Origin of the sequence: Arthrobacter sp. KBS0702, from assembly GCF_005937985.2 — a bacterium.
In the GTDB taxonomy this organism is placed as follows: Bacteria; Actinomycetota; Actinomycetes; order Actinomycetales; family Micrococcaceae; genus Arthrobacter.
The window spans coordinates 3457900-3473626 of the sequence record NZ_CP042172.1; the positions used below are offsets into that span (position 1 = coordinate 3457900).

Below are 15727 nucleotides of genomic sequence, written 5' to 3' on the forward strand. Positions count from 1 at the left end.
TGGAAATTGCTTCTTATAAAAGATGCTCGCGTCCACTATGTAGTTCTCAAACAACAACCCCGTACCACACACCCCACACGCACCCACAAAAGGGCAAACCGTGTGCTCGCTGCAGCCGGGAAACCAGAAACACAAGTCCCGGGGAAAACCCCGGTCCTGTTGTCTCAGGACCCAACAGTGTGCCAAACACTAAACCGCTTATCCCCCGTCCGCACCGTTCCAGGACACGCCCCCTCAAGAGGGAACAGCATCCGTACTGGGTGCCGGCAGGAAACCGGCGGCCGCTATTTGTTGATATTCCACCCGTGAGCACCCGCCGCAGAACAATCGTCTGCGCAACGGGCGTACTCCTGACAACACCACCACACCCGCATACACGGGGTGAGGTTGTTGTAGGTGCTCCTTAGAAAGGAGGTGATCCAGCCGCACCTTCCGGTACGGCTACCTTGTTACGACTTAGTCCCAATCGCCAGTCCCACCTTCGACAGCTCCCTCCCACAAGGGGTTAGGCCACCGGCTTCGGGTGTTACCAACTTTCGTGACTTGACGGGCGGTGTGTACAAGGCCCGGGAACGTATTCACCGCAGCGTTGCTGATCTGCGATTACTAGCGACTCCGACTTCATGGGGTCGAGTTGCAGACCCCAATCCGAACTGAGACCGGCTTTTTGGGATTAGCTCCACCTCACAGTATCGCAACCCTTTGTACCGGCCATTGTAGCATGCGTGAAGCCCAAGACATAAGGGGCATGATGATTTGACGTCGTCCCCACCTTCCTCCGAGTTGACCCCGGCAGTCTCCCATGAGTCCCCGCCATTACGCGCTGGCAACATGGAACGAGGGTTGCGCTCGTTGCGGGACTTAACCCAACATCTCACGACACGAGCTGACGACAACCATGCACCACCTGTGAACCGGCCCCAAAGGGGAAGGACTGTTTCCAGCCCGGTCCGGCCCATGTCAAGCCTTGGTAAGGTTCTTCGCGTTGCATCGAATTAATCCGCATGCTCCGCCGCTTGTGCGGGCCCCCGTCAATTCCTTTGAGTTTTAGCCTTGCGGCCGTACTCCCCAGGCGGGGCACTTAATGCGTTAGCTACGGCGCGGAAAACGTGGAATGTCCCCCACACCTAGTGCCCAACGTTTACGGCATGGACTACCAGGGTATCTAATCCTGTTCGCTCCCCATGCTTTCGCTCCTCAGCGTCAGTTAATGCCCAGAGACCTGCCTTCGCCATCGGTGTTCCTCCTGATATCTGCGCATTTCACCGCTACACCAGGAATTCCAGTCTCCCCTACATCACTCTAGTCTGCCCGTACCCACCGCAGATCCGGAGTTGAGCCCCGGACTTTCACGGCAGACGCGACAAACCGCCTACGAGCTCTTTACGCCCAATAATTCCGGATAACGCTTGCGCCCTACGTATTACCGCGGCTGCTGGCACGTAGTTAGCCGGCGCTTCTTCTGCAGGTACCGTCACTTTCGCTTCTTCCCTACTGAAAGAGGTTTACAACCCGAAGGCCGTCATCCCTCACGCGGCGTCGCTGCATCAGGCTTGCGCCCATTGTGCAATATTCCCCACTGCTGCCTCCCGTAGGAGTCTGGGCCGTGTCTCAGTCCCAGTGTGGCCGGTCACCCTCTCAGGCCGGCTACCCGTCGTCGCCTTGGTGAGCCATTACCTCACCAACAAGCTGATAGGCCGCGAGTCCATCCAAAACCACAATAAAGCTTTCCACCCCCCACCATGCGATGAGGAGTCATATCCGGTATTAGACCCAGTTTCCCAGGCTTATCCCAGAGTTAAGGGCAGGTTACTCACGTGTTACTCACCCGTTCGCCACTAATCCCCGGTGCAAGCACCGGATCATCGTTCGACTTGCATGTGTTAAGCACGCCGCCAGCGTTCATCCTGAGCCAGGATCAAACTCTCCGTTGAAGTAAAACAGACACACCATGCGCCCCCGGGAAAACGGGATGCACACAATGCACAAAATTTGAAACCAGCTAAAAACACCGGACCCATCCACGGGGTGGCGGATCCGGCACAATCAACCAATTCAATACAATAAATTGGTATCAACAAACTTGGCACACTATTGAGTTCTCAAACAACAGACACACCCGGCACCACCACAACCACAAAACCAGTCGAGGATCGCTCCGGAGCAACTTTTCAAACTTACCCGCTCAAGCGGTCCTAAGCAAATCAACGTTTCCGCGATTACCAGTCCCACACAGCAGGCCCCCACCCGAAATCAGCACGCAAATTTGCGAACCATTTTCCAGGCCGTTTAGAAGGGGGTCGGTCGCTATCTTTCCGCATCAGCGGCGGCGACTCGAACTACTTTACACACCAACCCGACCCGGAACAAATCGACCCCCACAGGCGCCCCGGGCGGCAGGATCCGCGGAAAGACGGGGCAAAACGGGCCGCAAGGCACCCAGACCGGGCAGCCGGCGTCGGAAGTTGCGAGTGTGTGCTCCGTCACCGCCGCCTTCGCCCGAATACCGCCGGACGGAACCGCGGTTAACGCGAGAAGGGCCGGCACCCAAACGGGTACCGGCCCTTCTTCAAGCCACTGGCAACAAGCGTGCTGAATTACCAGGAAGACTTCGTGATGCCCGGGAGCTCACCGCGGTGAGCCATGTCGCGGAAGCGAACACGGGAGATACCGAACTTCTGGAACGTGCCGCGGGGGCGGCCGTCGATGATGTCGCGGTTACGCAGGCGGACCGGCGAGGCGTTGCGGGGCAGCTTCTGCAGGCCGAGGCGTGCGGCTTCGCGTGCTTCGTCGGTTGAGTTGGGGTCAACCAGAGCCTTCTTCAGTTCGAGGCGCTTTGCGGCGTAACGCTCGACGATGACTTTACGCTGTTCGTTCTTAGCGATCATTGACTTCTTAGCCATGTGTTTAGCGCTCCTCTCGGAATTCGACGTGCTGGCGGATTTTGGGATCGTACTTCCGCAGGACCATGCGGTCCGGGTCGTTACGACGGTTCTTGCGCGTCACGTAGGTGTAACCCGTGCCCGCGGTCGACTTGAGCTTGATGATCGGACGTACGTCCTTGTCCTTTGCCACTAGAGCTTCACTCCTCGTGCCAGGATGGCGGCGACGACTACGTCAATGCCGCGCACGTCGATGGTCTTGATGCCACGTGCAGAGACCTGCAGGGTGACATTCCGGCGCAGGGACGGAACCCAGTAGCGCTTCTTCTGGATGTTCGGGTCGAACCGGCGCTTGTTGCGGCGGTGCGAGTGCGAAATGCTGTGTCCAAAGCCCGGCTCGGCTCCGGTCACCTGGCAGTGTGCTGCCATGACGACTCTCCTCATGAAAATAAAATGAAACGGCTGGCGGAGTTCCCGCATAACCGTGCGGCAGGCGGCGTCCGCATCCAGCTCCCACGTTGTTCGGCGGTGCTACGGCAACCGGCTGAACCGGGTTGCAGTCTGCACTGCGGCGACAATTGTGGACTTGGGCACGGGGCGGAGGAGACCTTGTGGGAAACCGCCGGCGAGTGCCGGATGCTGGGCGAATACAGGAGTGCACGCAACTTGAGCCCCTAACTACCGGCCACCGGAAGTGCCTGATTTCGCAGACTTTCCCGCCAACCGGAGCAATTGCACACGCTCCGCGCCACCTAGCGCCTACCAAGTCTACGAGCTAGGCGAATTAAAGACCAATCCGCGGCCCGAGGGTGTATAAGCGCCGGGCCTCTCGCGGGGAAGTCATAAGAGGGGCGCAGTCCTTTCACAGCAAAATGATAGGCAATGGGCAGAGTCTGGATTCATGAACACAACCACCCAGACCGCCTTGCGCCCCGCGGCGCGACGGGCCCCCGGGGCCCGGAACCCTTCAAGGGACAACACCGTCGGCGGATGCTTCAGGCAGACCTCCTGACCGTGATCGCCTGGGCGTCACTGGCCGGGGCTGTTGCGTTGTGGCTCGCCGACGGCGGTGCCGCCGGCTTCTCGACTCTGGCCGGATCGTTCACAGCGATGGGGATCGTGGCGGGGCTCGCCGGCATGGACCTGGTGCTGCTGATGCTGCTCCTCGCGGCACGCCTCCCGGTCATCGACGGCGCCGTGGGCCATGACCGCGCCCTTGAATTCCACCGGAAACTCGGGAAGCCGTCGCTCTATCTCCTGCTGGCGCACGGTGTCCTGCTGGCGATCGGCTACGGACTGGCCGAAGGCCTCGACCCGGTCAGCGAAGCGGTCGCCCTGTGGGTGCTCGTGCCCGACATGTGGCTGGCGTACGTATCCATGGCCCTGTTTATCGCCGTCGTCGTCACCTCCCTGGTGGCCGTCCGCCGTCGTTTTCCCTATGAGTTTTGGTACGCCGTCCACCTGTTGACCTACGCCGCCGTGCTGACGTCACTGCCGCACCAGTTCAGCGTCGGCGGCCTCTTTGCCGAGGGCACCTGGCAACGCTGGTACTGGCTCGCCGCCTGCATTGGCACCGGCGCTGCGCTCGTGCACCACCGGGTCCTTGAGCCGATCGTCGCCACGGTCCGGCACCAGCTGCGCGTCAGCCGGGTGGTGGCGGTGGGCCATGGAGTGGTCAGCATCGAGATGGCCGGTCGGCACCTGGACGAGCTGTCCGGCAGCGGCGGCCGCTTCTTCATCTGGCGGTTCCTTGGCCCCGGGCAGTGGTGGCACCCGCATCCGTTCAGCCTCTCCGCGGAGCCGCTGCAGTTGGACGCCGACGGCGGCGGACGGTTGCGGATCACGGTGCGCAACCTCGGCCGGGGCTCGGCGGCCTTGACGCGGCTGAAGCCTGGCACCCGGGTTGCGGTCGAAGGACCGTACGGCCTGTTCAGCACCGCTTCCCGCAGCCGCCGGCATGTCGTCATGATCGGCGCCGGCATCGGCATTACCCCGATCCGTGCGCTGTTGGAGCGGACTCCGTTCGAGCCCGGGGATGCCACGGTCATCCTTCGCGGCCACAGCCCGTCCGGGCTGTACCTCGGCGACGAAATTCTCGAGCTCTGCCAGCGCCGCGGCGCGACCCTATTCCACCTGACCGGGCGACGGCCCCGGGGAGCTCAGACCTGGCTGCCGGAGAGCGAGGCGCGCTCCGGCTACCGGCTGGCGAGCTACGTGCCTGATTTGGCCGACGCCGACGTCTACGTCTGCGGGCCGGCCGGGTGGGCCCTCAATGTCCTCGATGACGCACGCCGGGCAGGCGTGCGGGAAGAGCAACTCCACTACGAAAGGTTCGACTGGTGAGAATTCGCGCAGTAGTTTCAGCAGCCCTGGCCTCCGCCGGAATCCTGATAGTCGGCTGGCAGTCGGGAACCCACGTGGCGGATACTGCCAGCGCCACCGGCACCATGGCCGGGCCCGCGTCCGCCGGCTCCACAGGGGCCGGCACGGGGACCACCGGCTCCGCGGCGTCGGGAACCGGTTCAAGCAGTAGGGGCTCGAGTGGGTCGGCGGGGAGTTCTGCAGCCGCCTCCGGGTCCACCGGCTCTTCCGGCACCTCCTCGAACGCCGCAGGCACCTTCGCCGGCGAAGTCGTCCAGACCCGCTTCGGCTCGGTCCAGGTCCAGATCAGCGTGACCGGCGGAAAGATTACGGACGTCACCGCTTTGCAGCTCACGGACGAGGACCGGCGGTCCGTGCAGATCAGCAACCGCGCGGCCCCCTTGCTGCGAGCCGAAGTCCTCAAGGCGCAATCGGCCAACGTCCAGACCATCAGCGGGGCCACCGTCACCAGTTCCGCCTATCTGACCTCGCTCCAGGCAGCGCTTGATGCAGCACACCTCTGACCTTGACGTCCCGCAGCTGAAGGCAAAGACCTTCCGCTGCATGGGCACCGTCATCAGCTTCACCGTGCCGGTTGCTCCGGGCGAGGGGTCAGCAGCGGGAGAGGAAACACTCACGGCCGCGGCAGCCGCAGTCGAGCGGATCTTTCGGGAACTCGACGCCCGCTTCAGCCTGTACCGGCCGGAGTCCGAGGCCAGCAGGCTGGCCCGCGGCGAACTGCAGCTCCGGGCGGCCTCGCAGGACTTCCGGGACCGCTATGCCGAGGCTGTGGACTGGCGGCTCCTGACCGAGGGCGCGTTCACGCCGGAGCGGCCGGACGGCGTGCCGGACTTGTCCGGCCTGGTGAAGGGCGTCGCGATCCAGGAAGCCGGGGCCGCCCTGCAATCGTTGGGGCACGGCGACTGGTGCCTGAACGCCGGCGGCGATGTGCTCGTGGCCGGTTCGCCCATCGCCGGCGGCCAGGCTTCGTGGCAGGCCGGGATCGTCGATCCGCAGGACCGCAGGACCCTGATAGCCGCCTTCCCACTGGGCGGCAGCACCGCCGTCCGCGCCCTGGCCACCTCCGGTTCCGCCGAACGGGGCGACCACATCTGGACCAGCGGGGCAGGGGTCAGCGCGTTCCGGCAGGTGTCGGTCGCAGCGGCGGACATCGTCACCGCTGATGTGCTCGCAACGGCCATTGTGGCCGGCGGCATTCCCATGCTCAACCGGGCGACAAGCGGCTGGGACGTTGAGGTGCTCGCGATCCGGAACGACGGCGGCATCCTCGCGACACTGGGGTTCCGCGCCTAGGCCTGTCCGTCCGTCGCGGGCAGGGCGTTGGCCGCGGCTACGCGGGAGTACCACAGGCCGCTCGCCTTGGGGGTACGCCGCTGCGTTTCGTAGTCCACCCTCACCAGCCCGAAGCGCTGGTGGTAGCCGAAGGCCCATTCAAAGTTGTCCAGCAGGGACCAGGCGAAGTAGCCGCGGACGTCCACCCCGTCGGCAATCGATGCGTGCAGGGCCCGCAGATGCTCGTCGAAGAAGGCAAGCCGAGCGTGGTCGTCGACGAATCCCTCGGCATCCGGAACGTCGTCGAAGGCGGCGCCGTTTTCCGTGATGTAGATCGGGATCCCGGCCGGGCCGGTGTACTCGCGCTGCAGCCGGTTCAGCAGCCGGCGGAGCCCCTCTGGCTGCACCTCCCATCCCATCCCGGTGACGGGGAGGCCGCGCGGTACCTGCCGGACGCCTTCGGCCGCGACCAGGGGTGACGCTGGAGCGCCTGCGGCCGGTCCGGGGAGCGGCTCGGGGTCCGTCGTGAAGGCATCGCCGTGGTAGTAATTGACGCCCAGCACGTCGACGGGTTCCGAAATCAGGTCGAGGTCCCCTGGCCGGACGACGTCGTTCATGCCGAGGTTGGCCACATCTGCGAGCACGTCGGCGGGGTACTCGCCGCGGAAGATCGGGTCCAGGAACAGCCGGTTGCACTGGCCGTCAACCCGCCGGGCCGCATCCACGTCCCCTTCCCGGCCCGGATCGGCCGGATCGGCCACCGTCAGGTTCAAGGTGATGCCCAGGGTCGCCCCGGGATCCCGCCGGCGGAGCTCACGGACGGCCAGGCCGTGCCCCAGCAGCAGGTGGTGGACTGCCGACAGCGCCGCCGCCGGCTCCTGACGCCCCGGTGCGTGCATGCCGGCGGCGTAGCCCAGGAACGCGGAGACCCAAGGTTCGTTGAGCGTGGTCCAGATCCGGACCCGGTCGCCGAGGGCCTCGTGCATCAGGGCGGCATAGGCCGCAAAGCGTTCGGCCGTGTCCCGCGCCGCCCAGCCGCCCTTCTCCTCCAGCGCCTGCGGCAGGTCCCAGTGGTACAGGGTGACCCAAGGGGTGATCCCGGCGTCGAGCAATTGATCGACCAGCCGAGAGTAGAAAGCGATGCCCTCGGGATTCGGCGTCACGCCGTCGGGCATGCAGCGGGCCCAAGAGATGGAGAACCGGTAGGCGGCCAGGTTCAGGTCCTTCATCAGCGCGATGTCCTCGGCCGTGCGGTGGTAATGGTCGCAGGCGACATCACCGTTGTGGGCATCGGCGACGGCCCCCGGTACCCGGCAGAAGACGTCCCAGATGGACTCCCCGCGGCCTCCCTCCCGGGTGGCGCCCTCGATCTGGTACGCGGCGGTGGCAGCTCCCCACAGGAAACCGGACGGGAAGGTGAGGGCGCTGCGATTCATCCTGTTGCTCCTTGCGTTGCTAAAGGCGTGTGAGCTGAGGATACCGCGGAGAGAGCCCGTCGCCGGAGGACTTTCCGGTGACCCGGCGAACCACCCACGGGCCGGCGAATTCGCGTACCCAGCGGGCGTTCGCGCGGATTGCCTCGGAGCGGCTGAGTTCCGGGACCGGCGTCATCGGCGGGACGTCGATCGAGTGGTCGTGCTCCAGCACGGTGAGGACCCGCTTGGCCATGTTGGCATGGCCGGCGGCGGACATGTGCATACGGTCGGTGGCCCACATGCCCCAGTCGTAGTACTCGCTGAACCGCCAGTAGTCCACCAGCAGCGCATCGTGGTCCCCGGCAATGCCGCGGACCAGTTCGTTGTAGATCGCGGTGCGGCCGCGCATGGTCCCAAAAACCTTGGATCCGCGGGCGTCGAAGCCGGTGAACATCACCACGGTGGCGCCGGTGGCCTTCAGTTTGCGGATGCCCGCGTCGTATTCGACCAGCAGGTCATCGATGTTGACCTTCGGCCGGAGGATGTCATTCGCGCCGGCGTAGATGGTCACCAGGGTGGGGTTGAGCGCGACGGCGGCGTCCACCTGCTCGGCCATGATCTGGCGGAGCTTCCGTCCGCGGATGGCGAGATTGGCGTAGCCGAAGCCCGGGTCGGCCGCACCCAGCTGCTCGGCGACCCGGTCGGCCCAGCCGCGCACCCCGTTGGGGCGGGCCGGGGCGTCGTCGCCGACGCCTTCCGTGAAAGAGTCTCCGAGTGCAACATAGCGGGCCGTAAAATCCATGGACCCAGTTTGCCATCTGTTGCTGAGAGCAACCACCGCGGCCCTGCCGCTAGGAAGGGGGCAGGTTGCTGTCGCGCAGGATCCAGTGCCCGGCGTCCAGGCGGGAGACGATCTTCTCGCCGATGCGGGCCAGGTGCGCGACGTCGTCCGGATCGAGGGCGTCGAGGAACAGTGCCCGGACGGCCTCCACATGGCCCGGCGCGAGTCCCACGATGGTGGCCATGCCGGCGTCGGTGAGGTGGGCCGTGGTGACACGGGCGTCTCCGGGGTGGGGCCGGCGCTCCAGCCACCCGCGGTTCTGGAGCTTGGTCACCACATGGGAGAGCCGCGACAGCGAGGCACTGGTGCGCGCCGCGAGTTCGCTCATGGGCAGGTAGCGGCCCTCCGCCTCGGAAAGCATGGCCAGGACGTTGTAGTCGAACAGCGAGAGTTTTCCGGCCGCGTGCAGCTGCGTGTCCAGCGCCGCGGGCAGCAGCGTGTTGATGCTCAGCTGGGCCAGCCAGGCACGGCGTTCGTCGGCATTGAGCCAGCGCGGTTCGGTCATGGCTCCATTCTAGGAGACTCGATGCTTGAGGGTTCAACTTCGACCTGCCCGCCGTCTTGGGCAGGCGGTAGGCTGGCGCTATGTACGTAGTCTCGCTGACCTACAAAGTGCCCGAAGAGATCGTCGACTTCCACCTGCCGGCGCACGTGGCCTGGCTGCAGGACGCCTTCGACCGCGGAGTCTTTATGGTGGCGGGACGCAAGATCCCGCGCACCGGCGGGCTGCTGCTCTCCAACGCGGACCGCGCCGACTTGGACGCCGCGCTGGCCCAGGACCCCTTCTACGTCAACGGCGTGGCCGACTTCGACGTCGAGGAGTTCCACGCCAGCCGCGTCGCACCCGGGTACGAGAACCTGCTGGACAGCTAGCTCAGCCGGGCAGCAGCTTCTTCAGGCCGCCTTTTCGGGGCACCCTCACCGGTTCGGGCCAGCGCGGGCTCAGCTGGTCCCCCAGCGTGACGCCGCGCAGCTTGCGGCCAAAGAGGGGGAGCACCCAGTCGTGCACCCAACGGCGCTGCCGTCGCTCCCAATCCCGAAGACCAAGCCGGTCCGGGGGCTCCCATTCCTTGGGGCTGATGTTGTGCGGCACGCCGAGATGGTCCAGGACCTGCGCGGCCAGGTACTTGTGGCCGGCCTTGGACATATGCAGCCGGTCCGTGTCCCACATTCGGGGGTCGTGGAAGGCCTCAAAGCACCAGTAGTCCACCAGCACCGCGCCGTACCACTCGGCCAGTTCCCTCACGCGTCGGTTGTAGAGGGTGTTGCGCCTCTTCAGCGGCTCGAGCAGGACCGAGACCTTGACGTCGAAGCCGGTGAACAGCACAACGGTGGCACCGCTGGCGGCCAGCTTCGCCACGAGGTACTCGTAGTCGTCCATCAAGTCTTCGATGTCCGTGCCGAAATCCAGGATGTCGTTGCCGCCGGCGTAAAGGGTGACCAGGCTCGGTTCCATGGCCAAGGCCGGCTCCAACTGCTCGGCGATGATGTGGCGCAGCCGCTTGCTGCGGATCGCCAGGTTCGCGTACTCCCACCCGGGTTCCGCCTTCGCCAGCTTCTCGGCCACGCGGTCCGCCCAGCCGCGCACCCCGTTGGGCAGCCTGGCGCTGCGGTCCCCCACTCCCTCGGTGAAAGAATCCCCGAGGGCAACGAAGACCCGCCGCCCGTTCGGGCCTGGATGCAGAAGGTTCTCGGCCACGGCTCCACGCTAACCGGCCCACCCGGCCAGCAGGGAAAGGCCGGGTAAACAGTCGGCGCACGGGGAACGCCAAACTGGACAGGCCTCCGGAGCTTTGCAAGGATTGGCGCGGCCGGCGAATCGGAACCGGCCCTGAAGATTTCTGATGGGGAGTGAGCATGGGCATCGCCACGATGACTGTTGCCGCGGTGAGCGGGGTGGCCGTTCTGGCCTGCTCCGCGGACGCACAGTTGCCAGCTCTCTCCGGACCGTCGGGTATCGCCGCGGACTGAGTCCGCGGAAACGCCCGGTTCCACCCGGAGTCACAGGCTGGCAGTGCCCTGCCTATACCGCTCCGGCGCGCTGAAAACAGCCGCCCGGCCGGACCATCCGATTCCGAAAGTTTTCACCATGCAAAAAATCACGGCCCAGCAGATCCGTTCGTCCTTCATCAACGCGAGCCGGTCGGAAGCGGCCAAACTCAATTTGCCCAAGAACTTCGATGCCCTGGACTGGGAGCGCCTCGACTTCCTGGGCTGGCGGGACGAGAAGATGCCGTTGCGCGGCTATCTGGTCGTGCCCGGCCCGAAGGGCCCCACCGGAATCATGCTGCGGGCCCCCGAAGGCGGGGCCAAGAAGAACCGTTCGGTCCTCTGTGAGCTGTGCCGCGACATCTTCTCCAAGGACGACGTCGTGCTGTGGGTCGCCAAGCGGGCCGGACAGTCCGGACGCAACGGCAACACCGTGGGCACCCTGATCTGCGCCGAGTTCGGCTGCTGCCGCAACGTGCGGGTTGAGCCTCCTGCCAACGACATCAACCCGGACCCGGCCGCCGTCGTGCTGCGGCAGATCGCCGGGATGGCGGCGCGCACCGCCCAGTTCCTCGAGCGCGTCAAGGGAACGTAGCAACGCGGGGTCAGCGGAGGATGATGTCCACCGGGTTCGCCTCGGACCGCCAGCTCCCCCCGGAGCCGGGGCCCGGGGCGATCACCGGGGCCGTGAGGACACCGGAGCGGTTGGTCCGCTTGTCCCGCAGGATCTCCGTGACCGAGCCGAGGTGCCTCGACAGGTCGATCACATTCTCCGGCGCGGCCAGGAGCAGCTGGAAGCCGAATTCGTGCAGCGCCTTGATGCCGGCGCCGGCGAATTCCTCAGAGGCGAGAACGAAGGCCTCGTCCATCATCACGGTGCCATAGGTGGTGAAGCCCTGCTCGGCGATGCCCAGCTGGTAGCTCAGCGCCGCCGCCATGATGAACGCGGTGAAGCGTTGCCGCTCGCCGCCGGACATCGAGCCGGTGTCCGCGTGCATAAACACCTCGGTCCGTTTGCGGCCGCCCTTGCCCGCCTTGGAATCGGGCCCCTGCACCTCGCGGTGCTCCTTGCACTGGATGAACAGGTGGCCGCGGACGTCCAGCACCTCGGCGCGCCAGCGCCGGTCCTCGGGGGTCTGCGAACCGAGGCGCTTCACCAGCGTCTCGAGCGACTTGTAGCGGCTGGTGAGCTCGGCGTCGTCGTCCGTGTCCGAGCCGACGGCGGGGACCGCGGCCTTGCCCGGCCGGGTGTGCCGGACCTTGAGCGCGTTCTGGATGGCGTCCTTGAACTGCTTGGCGGTGGCGGGCAGCGTCTGCTTGATGTCGAGTTCCAGGAAGCTTCCTTCGTGGAAGTTCACCTCGGAGAGAATCCCGTTCAACGGAAGGATGCGGCTCGTGATGGAGCGGCGTTCCTCATCCAGCAGGTGCAGCAGCGTACTGAATGACTCGTGCGTACGCTGGTTGAAGAACTGCCGGAACTCGGCCTCCTGCGCGGGCAGGCCATCGCTGACAATCGCGTGGTAGCGCGTTTCGAACTCGCCCGCGGCGCCGATCGAGGTGCCGTGGTCGGCGGAGATTGCCGTGCCCCACTCGCGGACGAAACCCTCGAAGATGCGGGTGAGCCGCTCCGAGGTGGCCTGGCCCCGCGACTCCGCCGCGTGCAGCTCGGCAAGCAGCCGGGTCCGGACCTGGTTGGCGAGGTTGTCGAGTTCGTGCATTTCCAGCACCTCGCCGAAGTCCGCGAAGTAGGGCTCCAGCGCGACGGCGGTGGCCTCCGACGGCGGCGACTGTTCCAGTCGCCCCCGCGCGGCGTCGAGCAGCGAATCCGCCGTGGTCAGCTGTGAGTCGAGGGCCTTGTACTCGCTTTGGAGCACGGCGGCTGCTTCGGTGCTGGACTGGTGTTTGTGCCGGGCGGCCTCGATGTTGGCGCGCAGCGGCTCAAGGTCGGCCTGCGCGGCGAGGGCATCCTTCAGCCGCTGCTCGATCCGGGCGAGTTCGTCCGCGGCCACCGCGGCCGAGACCTGTTCCCAGGGCCGGTGGTCGTCGGCCACCCGGCGCAGGGCTTCGAGCTGGCGGGTCATGCCCTGGTGGGATTCTTCCCGGCTTTGGGCCAGTTCGGCGGCCTTGGCGAGCTCCTGTTGCAGGTCCTCGACCTGCGCGGCGACCAGTTCGAGCTTCGCGGCGTTGTCGAAGCCGAGGACGTAGTCCTGCCGGGAGGTGAACCGGTCGTCCTTCTCCACCGTGTGGCGGTTGCGCTTGACCACTCCGCCCAGGCTCAGGCCCTTGTCCAGCCGTGCCAGCTCGTCCGGGTCCTCCACGCAGGGGTAGGCGAAGTCGAGGGCGATCCGCTCGCGGATCCACTCGCCCGCCTCCGCGGCCGGACCGGCGGTGAGGATATCCAGCTTGCTCAGCAGCTCGCCGTCGGCCGCGTCCTCCACGGCCAGGGCACCGCCGGCAAGCGGCTTCGAGACGTCCACGGCGCGGAGCGCACCGCGGACCGCGTGGTCGTTCAGGTAACGGGTGACGGCCGCGAAGTGCTCGCCGGGGACCAGCAGCGTGGTGGCGAGGCTGCGAAGCGCACGCTCGGCGGCCGGCCGCCACTGTTCCTGCCCCTCGGCGAGGTCGATCAGCTCGCCGCCGAACGGCATCTGCTCTTCCGGGACGCCGGTGGCCGCCGCGATGGCACTGCGGTTCTCGATGCTCGACGGCGGCAGCAGCGACTTGCGCGTCTTGAGCGAGACGAGTTCCTGCTGGGCCGCGGCGAGCTCGCGCTTCCTGGTCGCGTGGCCGTCGAAAGCCTCGAAGCGCAGTTCCTTGAGCGCCTCCGAGTCGTCCTTGAGTTCAGCCGAGCGTGCGGCCGCGTGCTCGTGCGCCTGCTCCCAGCCGGCAGCGGTCCACTCAAGCTCCAGCCCGGCGTCGGTCAGGGCCTTCCGTGCGGATTCTTCGACCTGCTGGCGGAGCTTGAGGCCCACCCGGGCATTTTCCAGCGACTGCTCGATCGCGGAGATCGCATTGCCGCCCTGGTTGTTGTAGTCCGCCTCGAGCTCGCGCAGTTCCTTGGCCAGCCCGTCGCGGACGCCGCGTTCGGCGCCGAGTTCTTTGGCTTTCGCCTGGGCCAGCGCCTTGAAGCGCTCCAGGGTCTTCTCGTGGACCGTGATGGCCAGTTGCTGTTTGTAGGCTTCGAATTCCTCGCCGGAGAGGTCACGGAGCCGGTTCGCGTCGAGCAGGGACTGGGCGTATTCCTTGTTCAGTCCGGGGACGGGTGCCAGCTGGTCGCGTTGCTGCCGGACGTCCTCGAGCCGCTGCCGGATGGACATCAGGTTGCTGAACTCCTCGACGACGTCGTCCGCGGCGGCGAGCGTAGCTGGCGCGTCCAGGACCTGGTCACGGAAGAAGGTGTTGACGCTGCCGCCCAGGCCCTTGCCGGCCTGGATGACGCGCAGCAGTGGCAGTGCCTGGTCCGAGTTGATGCCGAGCAGACGCCGAAAGCGTTCCGCGAAGGCCTTGTGGACGTCGAAGATCTGGGCATCCGGGAAGATCGCATCCAGCGCCGACTTGGTAAACCGCTTCTCCGCGATACCTTCGACCGCGGCCAGGTCCAGCGGCTTGTTGTCGATCAGGTAGTACCGGCCGACGCTCGATTCGGTGCCGTTCTTGGGCAGGTCGAAGAGCGCGGAGATGGTCACGCGGGTGCCCACAGCGTTGTCGAAGGTCAGTGCGACGGCGGACCAGGTGGCGCCGGGGCGCTGGAAGGCACTCGCCGAGCCCTCGCCGACGGCCTTGTCCCCCACCTTGCCGCGCATGTACGTGAAGGTGGTCCGCTTGTCCTCGACGGCCCCGCCGGCGCGCTGGGCCGCGGCCTCGTTCGAACGCGGCCGGGCATCGAAGACCCGGAGCATCGCGTCGAACAGCGTGGACTTTCCGACGCCCGAATTGCCGGTCAGCAGGGTGCCGTTGCGGTCCACGTGCATCGTGTGGGCGCCGTGGAACGTGCCCCAGTTGACGACCTGGACGAGGGCGAGGCGCATCTGGCCGGGGTTCGTGAGCTCGCCCAGCGGGAGCATGGTTGCGATGCTCATTCGGCGTCCTCCGCTTCGTTGTTGGCGCCTTGCGCGGCCCCACCGGCGTCGCCGCTGCTGTCCGTCACGGAACCGTCGTCGTCCGAGTCGTCATCAGAGCTCGCGACCCCGTCGCTGTCGAGGTCCAGGAGGGGTTCGGTGCCGGCGGGGTCGGTGCTGGCTGCGATGAGGGCCTCGATCTGGGCCGGGATGTCGCCGATGTTTTCGAAGGGGAGGGCCAGCGGGAGGGCGTTGGAGATGGTGTAGACCTCGTCGAGGCTGGTGGTGAGGAGGAGCTGGCGGGCCAGGAGCTTGGTGATGGCGCGGTTGACGACGTCGGAATCGCGCAGGGCGTCCTGCTGGCCGGCGGGCTGGTAGTGGGCCACGAGGTCGGCGATTTCCTCGCGCGTGATCGTGGGGTCGGTCTGGGCGGTGACGTGGCGGTCCAGAAGCAGGCGCAGGCGCAGCAGCACGATGGTTTCGACGCGGCTCAGGGCCCGTTGCTGGCGCAGGATGCTGGAGCGGGTGCTGCCGCCGATCGCCTCGGGATCCACCGGGCGCAGCACGGCCACCTTTCGTTCGTGGTCCAGCTGCAGGCTCAGGAAGAGCTCGGAGAGGCGGCTGCGCAGGATCAGCTGGTTATCCAGCAGGGTGGTCCACAACTTCTCGTCGCGTCCGCCGTCAATGTACGGGCCCTTGAGGAGCTTCACCAGGGCCTGCCGGACTTTCATCGGGAGCACGCCTGTGTCGCCCGGGAAGAGGGCGGCGCCGTCGACGAAGGTGTCGCGCGGGGTAACGGTGAACGGGTCGCTGCGGACGTGGTCGCCCTGGTTGTCCGGCGCTGCCGGCGCGGAGGGCACGTCCGCCGTCGTGGTCTCTTCGGTCATC

14 protein-coding genes and 1 rRNA gene are annotated in these 15727 nt (G+C 66.2%); 5 read left to right on the forward strand and 10 right to left on the reverse strand.

What is annotated here, in order from left to right:
- Nucleotides 1-407: 407 nt before the first annotated feature.
- The 4 genes from FFF93_RS15940 to rpmB all read right to left on the reverse strand — a co-directional run bounded on the left by FFF93_RS15940 (nt 408) and on the right by rpmB (nt 3311).
- A 16S ribosomal RNA gene (locus tag FFF93_RS15940) occupies nt 408-1934 on the reverse strand.
- A gap of 663 nt (nt 1935-2597) precedes the next feature.
- Nucleotides 2598-2903, reverse strand: coding sequence for a 30S ribosomal protein S14 (rpsN, locus tag FFF93_RS15945; protein ID WP_043485315.1), 306 nt, complete (start codon nt 2901-2903; stop codon nt 2598-2600).
- 4 nt (nt 2904-2907) lie between these two features.
- Nucleotides 2908-3075 carry a 50S ribosomal protein L33 gene (rpmG, locus tag FFF93_RS15950; protein ID WP_056737121.1) on the reverse strand — a complete coding sequence of 56 codons (168 nt, stop codon included), beginning with the start codon at nt 3073-3075 and terminating at the stop codon, nt 2908-2910.
- Nucleotides 3075-3311 (reverse strand): 50S ribosomal protein L28, encoded by a 237-nt coding sequence (rpmB, locus tag FFF93_RS15955; RefSeq protein WP_011693744.1) that lies wholly within the window; start codon nt 3309-3311, stop codon nt 3075-3077. Before rpmB ends, rpmG begins: the two co-directional genes overlap by 1 nt.
- 561 nt (nt 3312-3872) lie before the next feature.
- Here rpmB and FFF93_RS15960 point away from each other — a divergent pair.
- Genes FFF93_RS15960 through FFF93_RS15970 form a run of 3 tightly spaced genes read left to right on the forward strand, consistent with a single transcriptional unit; the run spans nt 3873 to nt 6557 of the window.
- On the forward strand, nt 3873-5225 hold the full coding sequence (locus FFF93_RS15960) for a ferric reductase-like transmembrane domain-containing protein (RefSeq protein WP_138768060.1): 1353 nt from the start codon (nt 3873-3875) through the stop codon (nt 5223-5225).
- Entirely contained in the window at nt 5222-5767 is a 546-nt protein-coding gene (locus FFF93_RS15965) for an FMN-binding protein (RefSeq protein WP_138768059.1), read from the forward strand. The genes FFF93_RS15960 and FFF93_RS15965 overlap by 4 nt, the downstream gene beginning before the upstream one ends.
- Nucleotides 5751-6557, forward strand: a complete 807-nt coding sequence (locus tag FFF93_RS15970) for an FAD:protein FMN transferase (protein ID WP_261375195.1) — start codon at nt 5751-5753, stop codon at nt 6555-6557. The genes FFF93_RS15965 and FFF93_RS15970 overlap by 17 nt, the downstream gene beginning before the upstream one ends.
- Here FFF93_RS15970 and FFF93_RS15975 read toward each other — a convergent pair.
- The 3 genes from FFF93_RS15975 to FFF93_RS15985 are packed head-to-tail and all read right to left on the reverse strand — an operon-like array spanning nt 6554 to nt 9297.
- Nucleotides 6554-7972: a GH1 family beta-glucosidase gene (locus FFF93_RS15975; protein ID WP_138768058.1), complete on the reverse strand. Its 1419-nt coding sequence runs from the start codon at nt 7970-7972 to the stop codon at nt 6554-6556. The two genes, FFF93_RS15970 and FFF93_RS15975, sit on opposite strands and share 4 nt — an antisense overlap.
- Before the next feature lie 19 nt (nt 7973-7991).
- Entirely contained in the window at nt 7992-8753 is a 762-nt protein-coding gene (locus FFF93_RS15980; protein WP_138768057.1) for an SGNH/GDSL hydrolase family protein, read from the reverse strand.
- A 49-nt stretch (nt 8754-8802) separates the two neighbouring features.
- Nucleotides 8803-9297: a MarR family winged helix-turn-helix transcriptional regulator gene (locus FFF93_RS15985; protein WP_138768056.1), complete on the reverse strand. Its 495-nt coding sequence runs from the start codon at nt 9295-9297 to the stop codon at nt 8803-8805.
- An 80-nt stretch (nt 9298-9377) separates the two neighbouring features.
- On the opposite strand from FFF93_RS15985, the gene FFF93_RS15990 reads away from it, so the two are divergent.
- The gene (locus FFF93_RS15990; protein WP_138768055.1) at nt 9378-9665 is read left to right on the forward strand and encodes a YciI family protein; all 288 of its coding nucleotides are present in this window, start codon (nt 9378-9380) and stop codon (nt 9663-9665) included.
- 1 nt (nt 9666) lies between these two features.
- Here the strand turns inward: FFF93_RS15990 and FFF93_RS15995 are convergent, their stop codons facing one another.
- On the reverse strand, nt 9667-10491 hold the full coding sequence (locus FFF93_RS15995) for an SGNH/GDSL hydrolase family protein (protein ID WP_261375196.1): 825 nt from the start codon (nt 10489-10491) through the stop codon (nt 9667-9669).
- A 390-nt stretch (nt 10492-10881) separates the two neighbouring features.
- On the opposite strand from FFF93_RS15995, the gene FFF93_RS16000 reads away from it, so the two are divergent.
- On the forward strand, nt 10882-11376 hold the full coding sequence (locus tag FFF93_RS16000; protein ID WP_138768054.1) for an FBP domain-containing protein: 495 nt from the start codon (nt 10882-10884) through the stop codon (nt 11374-11376).
- Nucleotides 11377-11386: 10 nt separating this feature from the next.
- Here the strand turns inward: FFF93_RS16000 and FFF93_RS16005 are convergent, their stop codons facing one another.
- Entirely contained in the window at nt 11387-14860 is a 3474-nt protein-coding gene (locus FFF93_RS16005) for an ATP-binding protein (protein ID WP_138768053.1), read from the reverse strand.
- A complete protein-coding gene (locus tag FFF93_RS16010) occupies nt 14857-15726 on the reverse strand; it encodes a DUF4194 domain-containing protein (RefSeq protein WP_138768052.1) in 870 nt (289 codons plus the stop codon). Before FFF93_RS16010 ends, FFF93_RS16005 begins: the two co-directional genes overlap by 4 nt.
- Nucleotide 15727: the final 1 nt, after the last annotated feature.

Coding starts and splice junctions, on each gene's coding strand:
- FFF93_RS15960 (WP_138768060.1), top strand. CDS start 3,873: ATGCTTCAGGCAGACCTCCTGACCGTGATCGCCTGGGCGTCACTGGCC.
- FFF93_RS15980 (WP_138768057.1), bottom strand. CDS start 8,753: ATGGATTTTACGGCCCGCTATGTTGCACTCGGAGACTCTTTCACGGAA.
- FFF93_RS16005 (WP_138768053.1), bottom strand. CDS start 14,860: ATGAGCATCGCAACCATGCTCCCGCTGGGCGAGCTCACGAACCCCGGC.
- FFF93_RS15975 (WP_138768058.1), bottom strand. CDS start 7,972: ATGAATCGCAGCGCCCTCACCTTCCCGTCCGGTTTCCTGTGGGGAGCT.
- FFF93_RS16010 (WP_138768052.1), bottom strand. CDS start 15,726: ATGACCGAAGAGACCACGACGGCGGACGTGCCCTCCGCGCCGGCAGCG.
- FFF93_RS15970 (WP_261375195.1), top strand. CDS start 5,751: ATGCAGCACACCTCTGACCTTGACGTCCCGCAGCTGAAGGCAAAGACC.
- rpsN (WP_043485315.1), bottom strand. CDS start 2,903: ATGGCTAAGAAGTCAATGATCGCTAAGAACGAACAGCGTAAAGTCATC.
- FFF93_RS15985 (WP_138768056.1), bottom strand. CDS start 9,297: ATGACCGAACCGCGCTGGCTCAATGCCGACGAACGCCGTGCCTGGCTG.
- rpmB (WP_011693744.1), bottom strand. CDS start 3,311: ATGGCAGCACACTGCCAGGTGACCGGAGCCGAGCCGGGCTTTGGACAC.
- FFF93_RS16000 (WP_138768054.1), top strand. CDS start 10,882: ATGCAAAAAATCACGGCCCAGCAGATCCGTTCGTCCTTCATCAACGCG.
- FFF93_RS15990 (WP_138768055.1), top strand. CDS start 9,378: ATGTACGTAGTCTCGCTGACCTACAAAGTGCCCGAAGAGATCGTCGAC.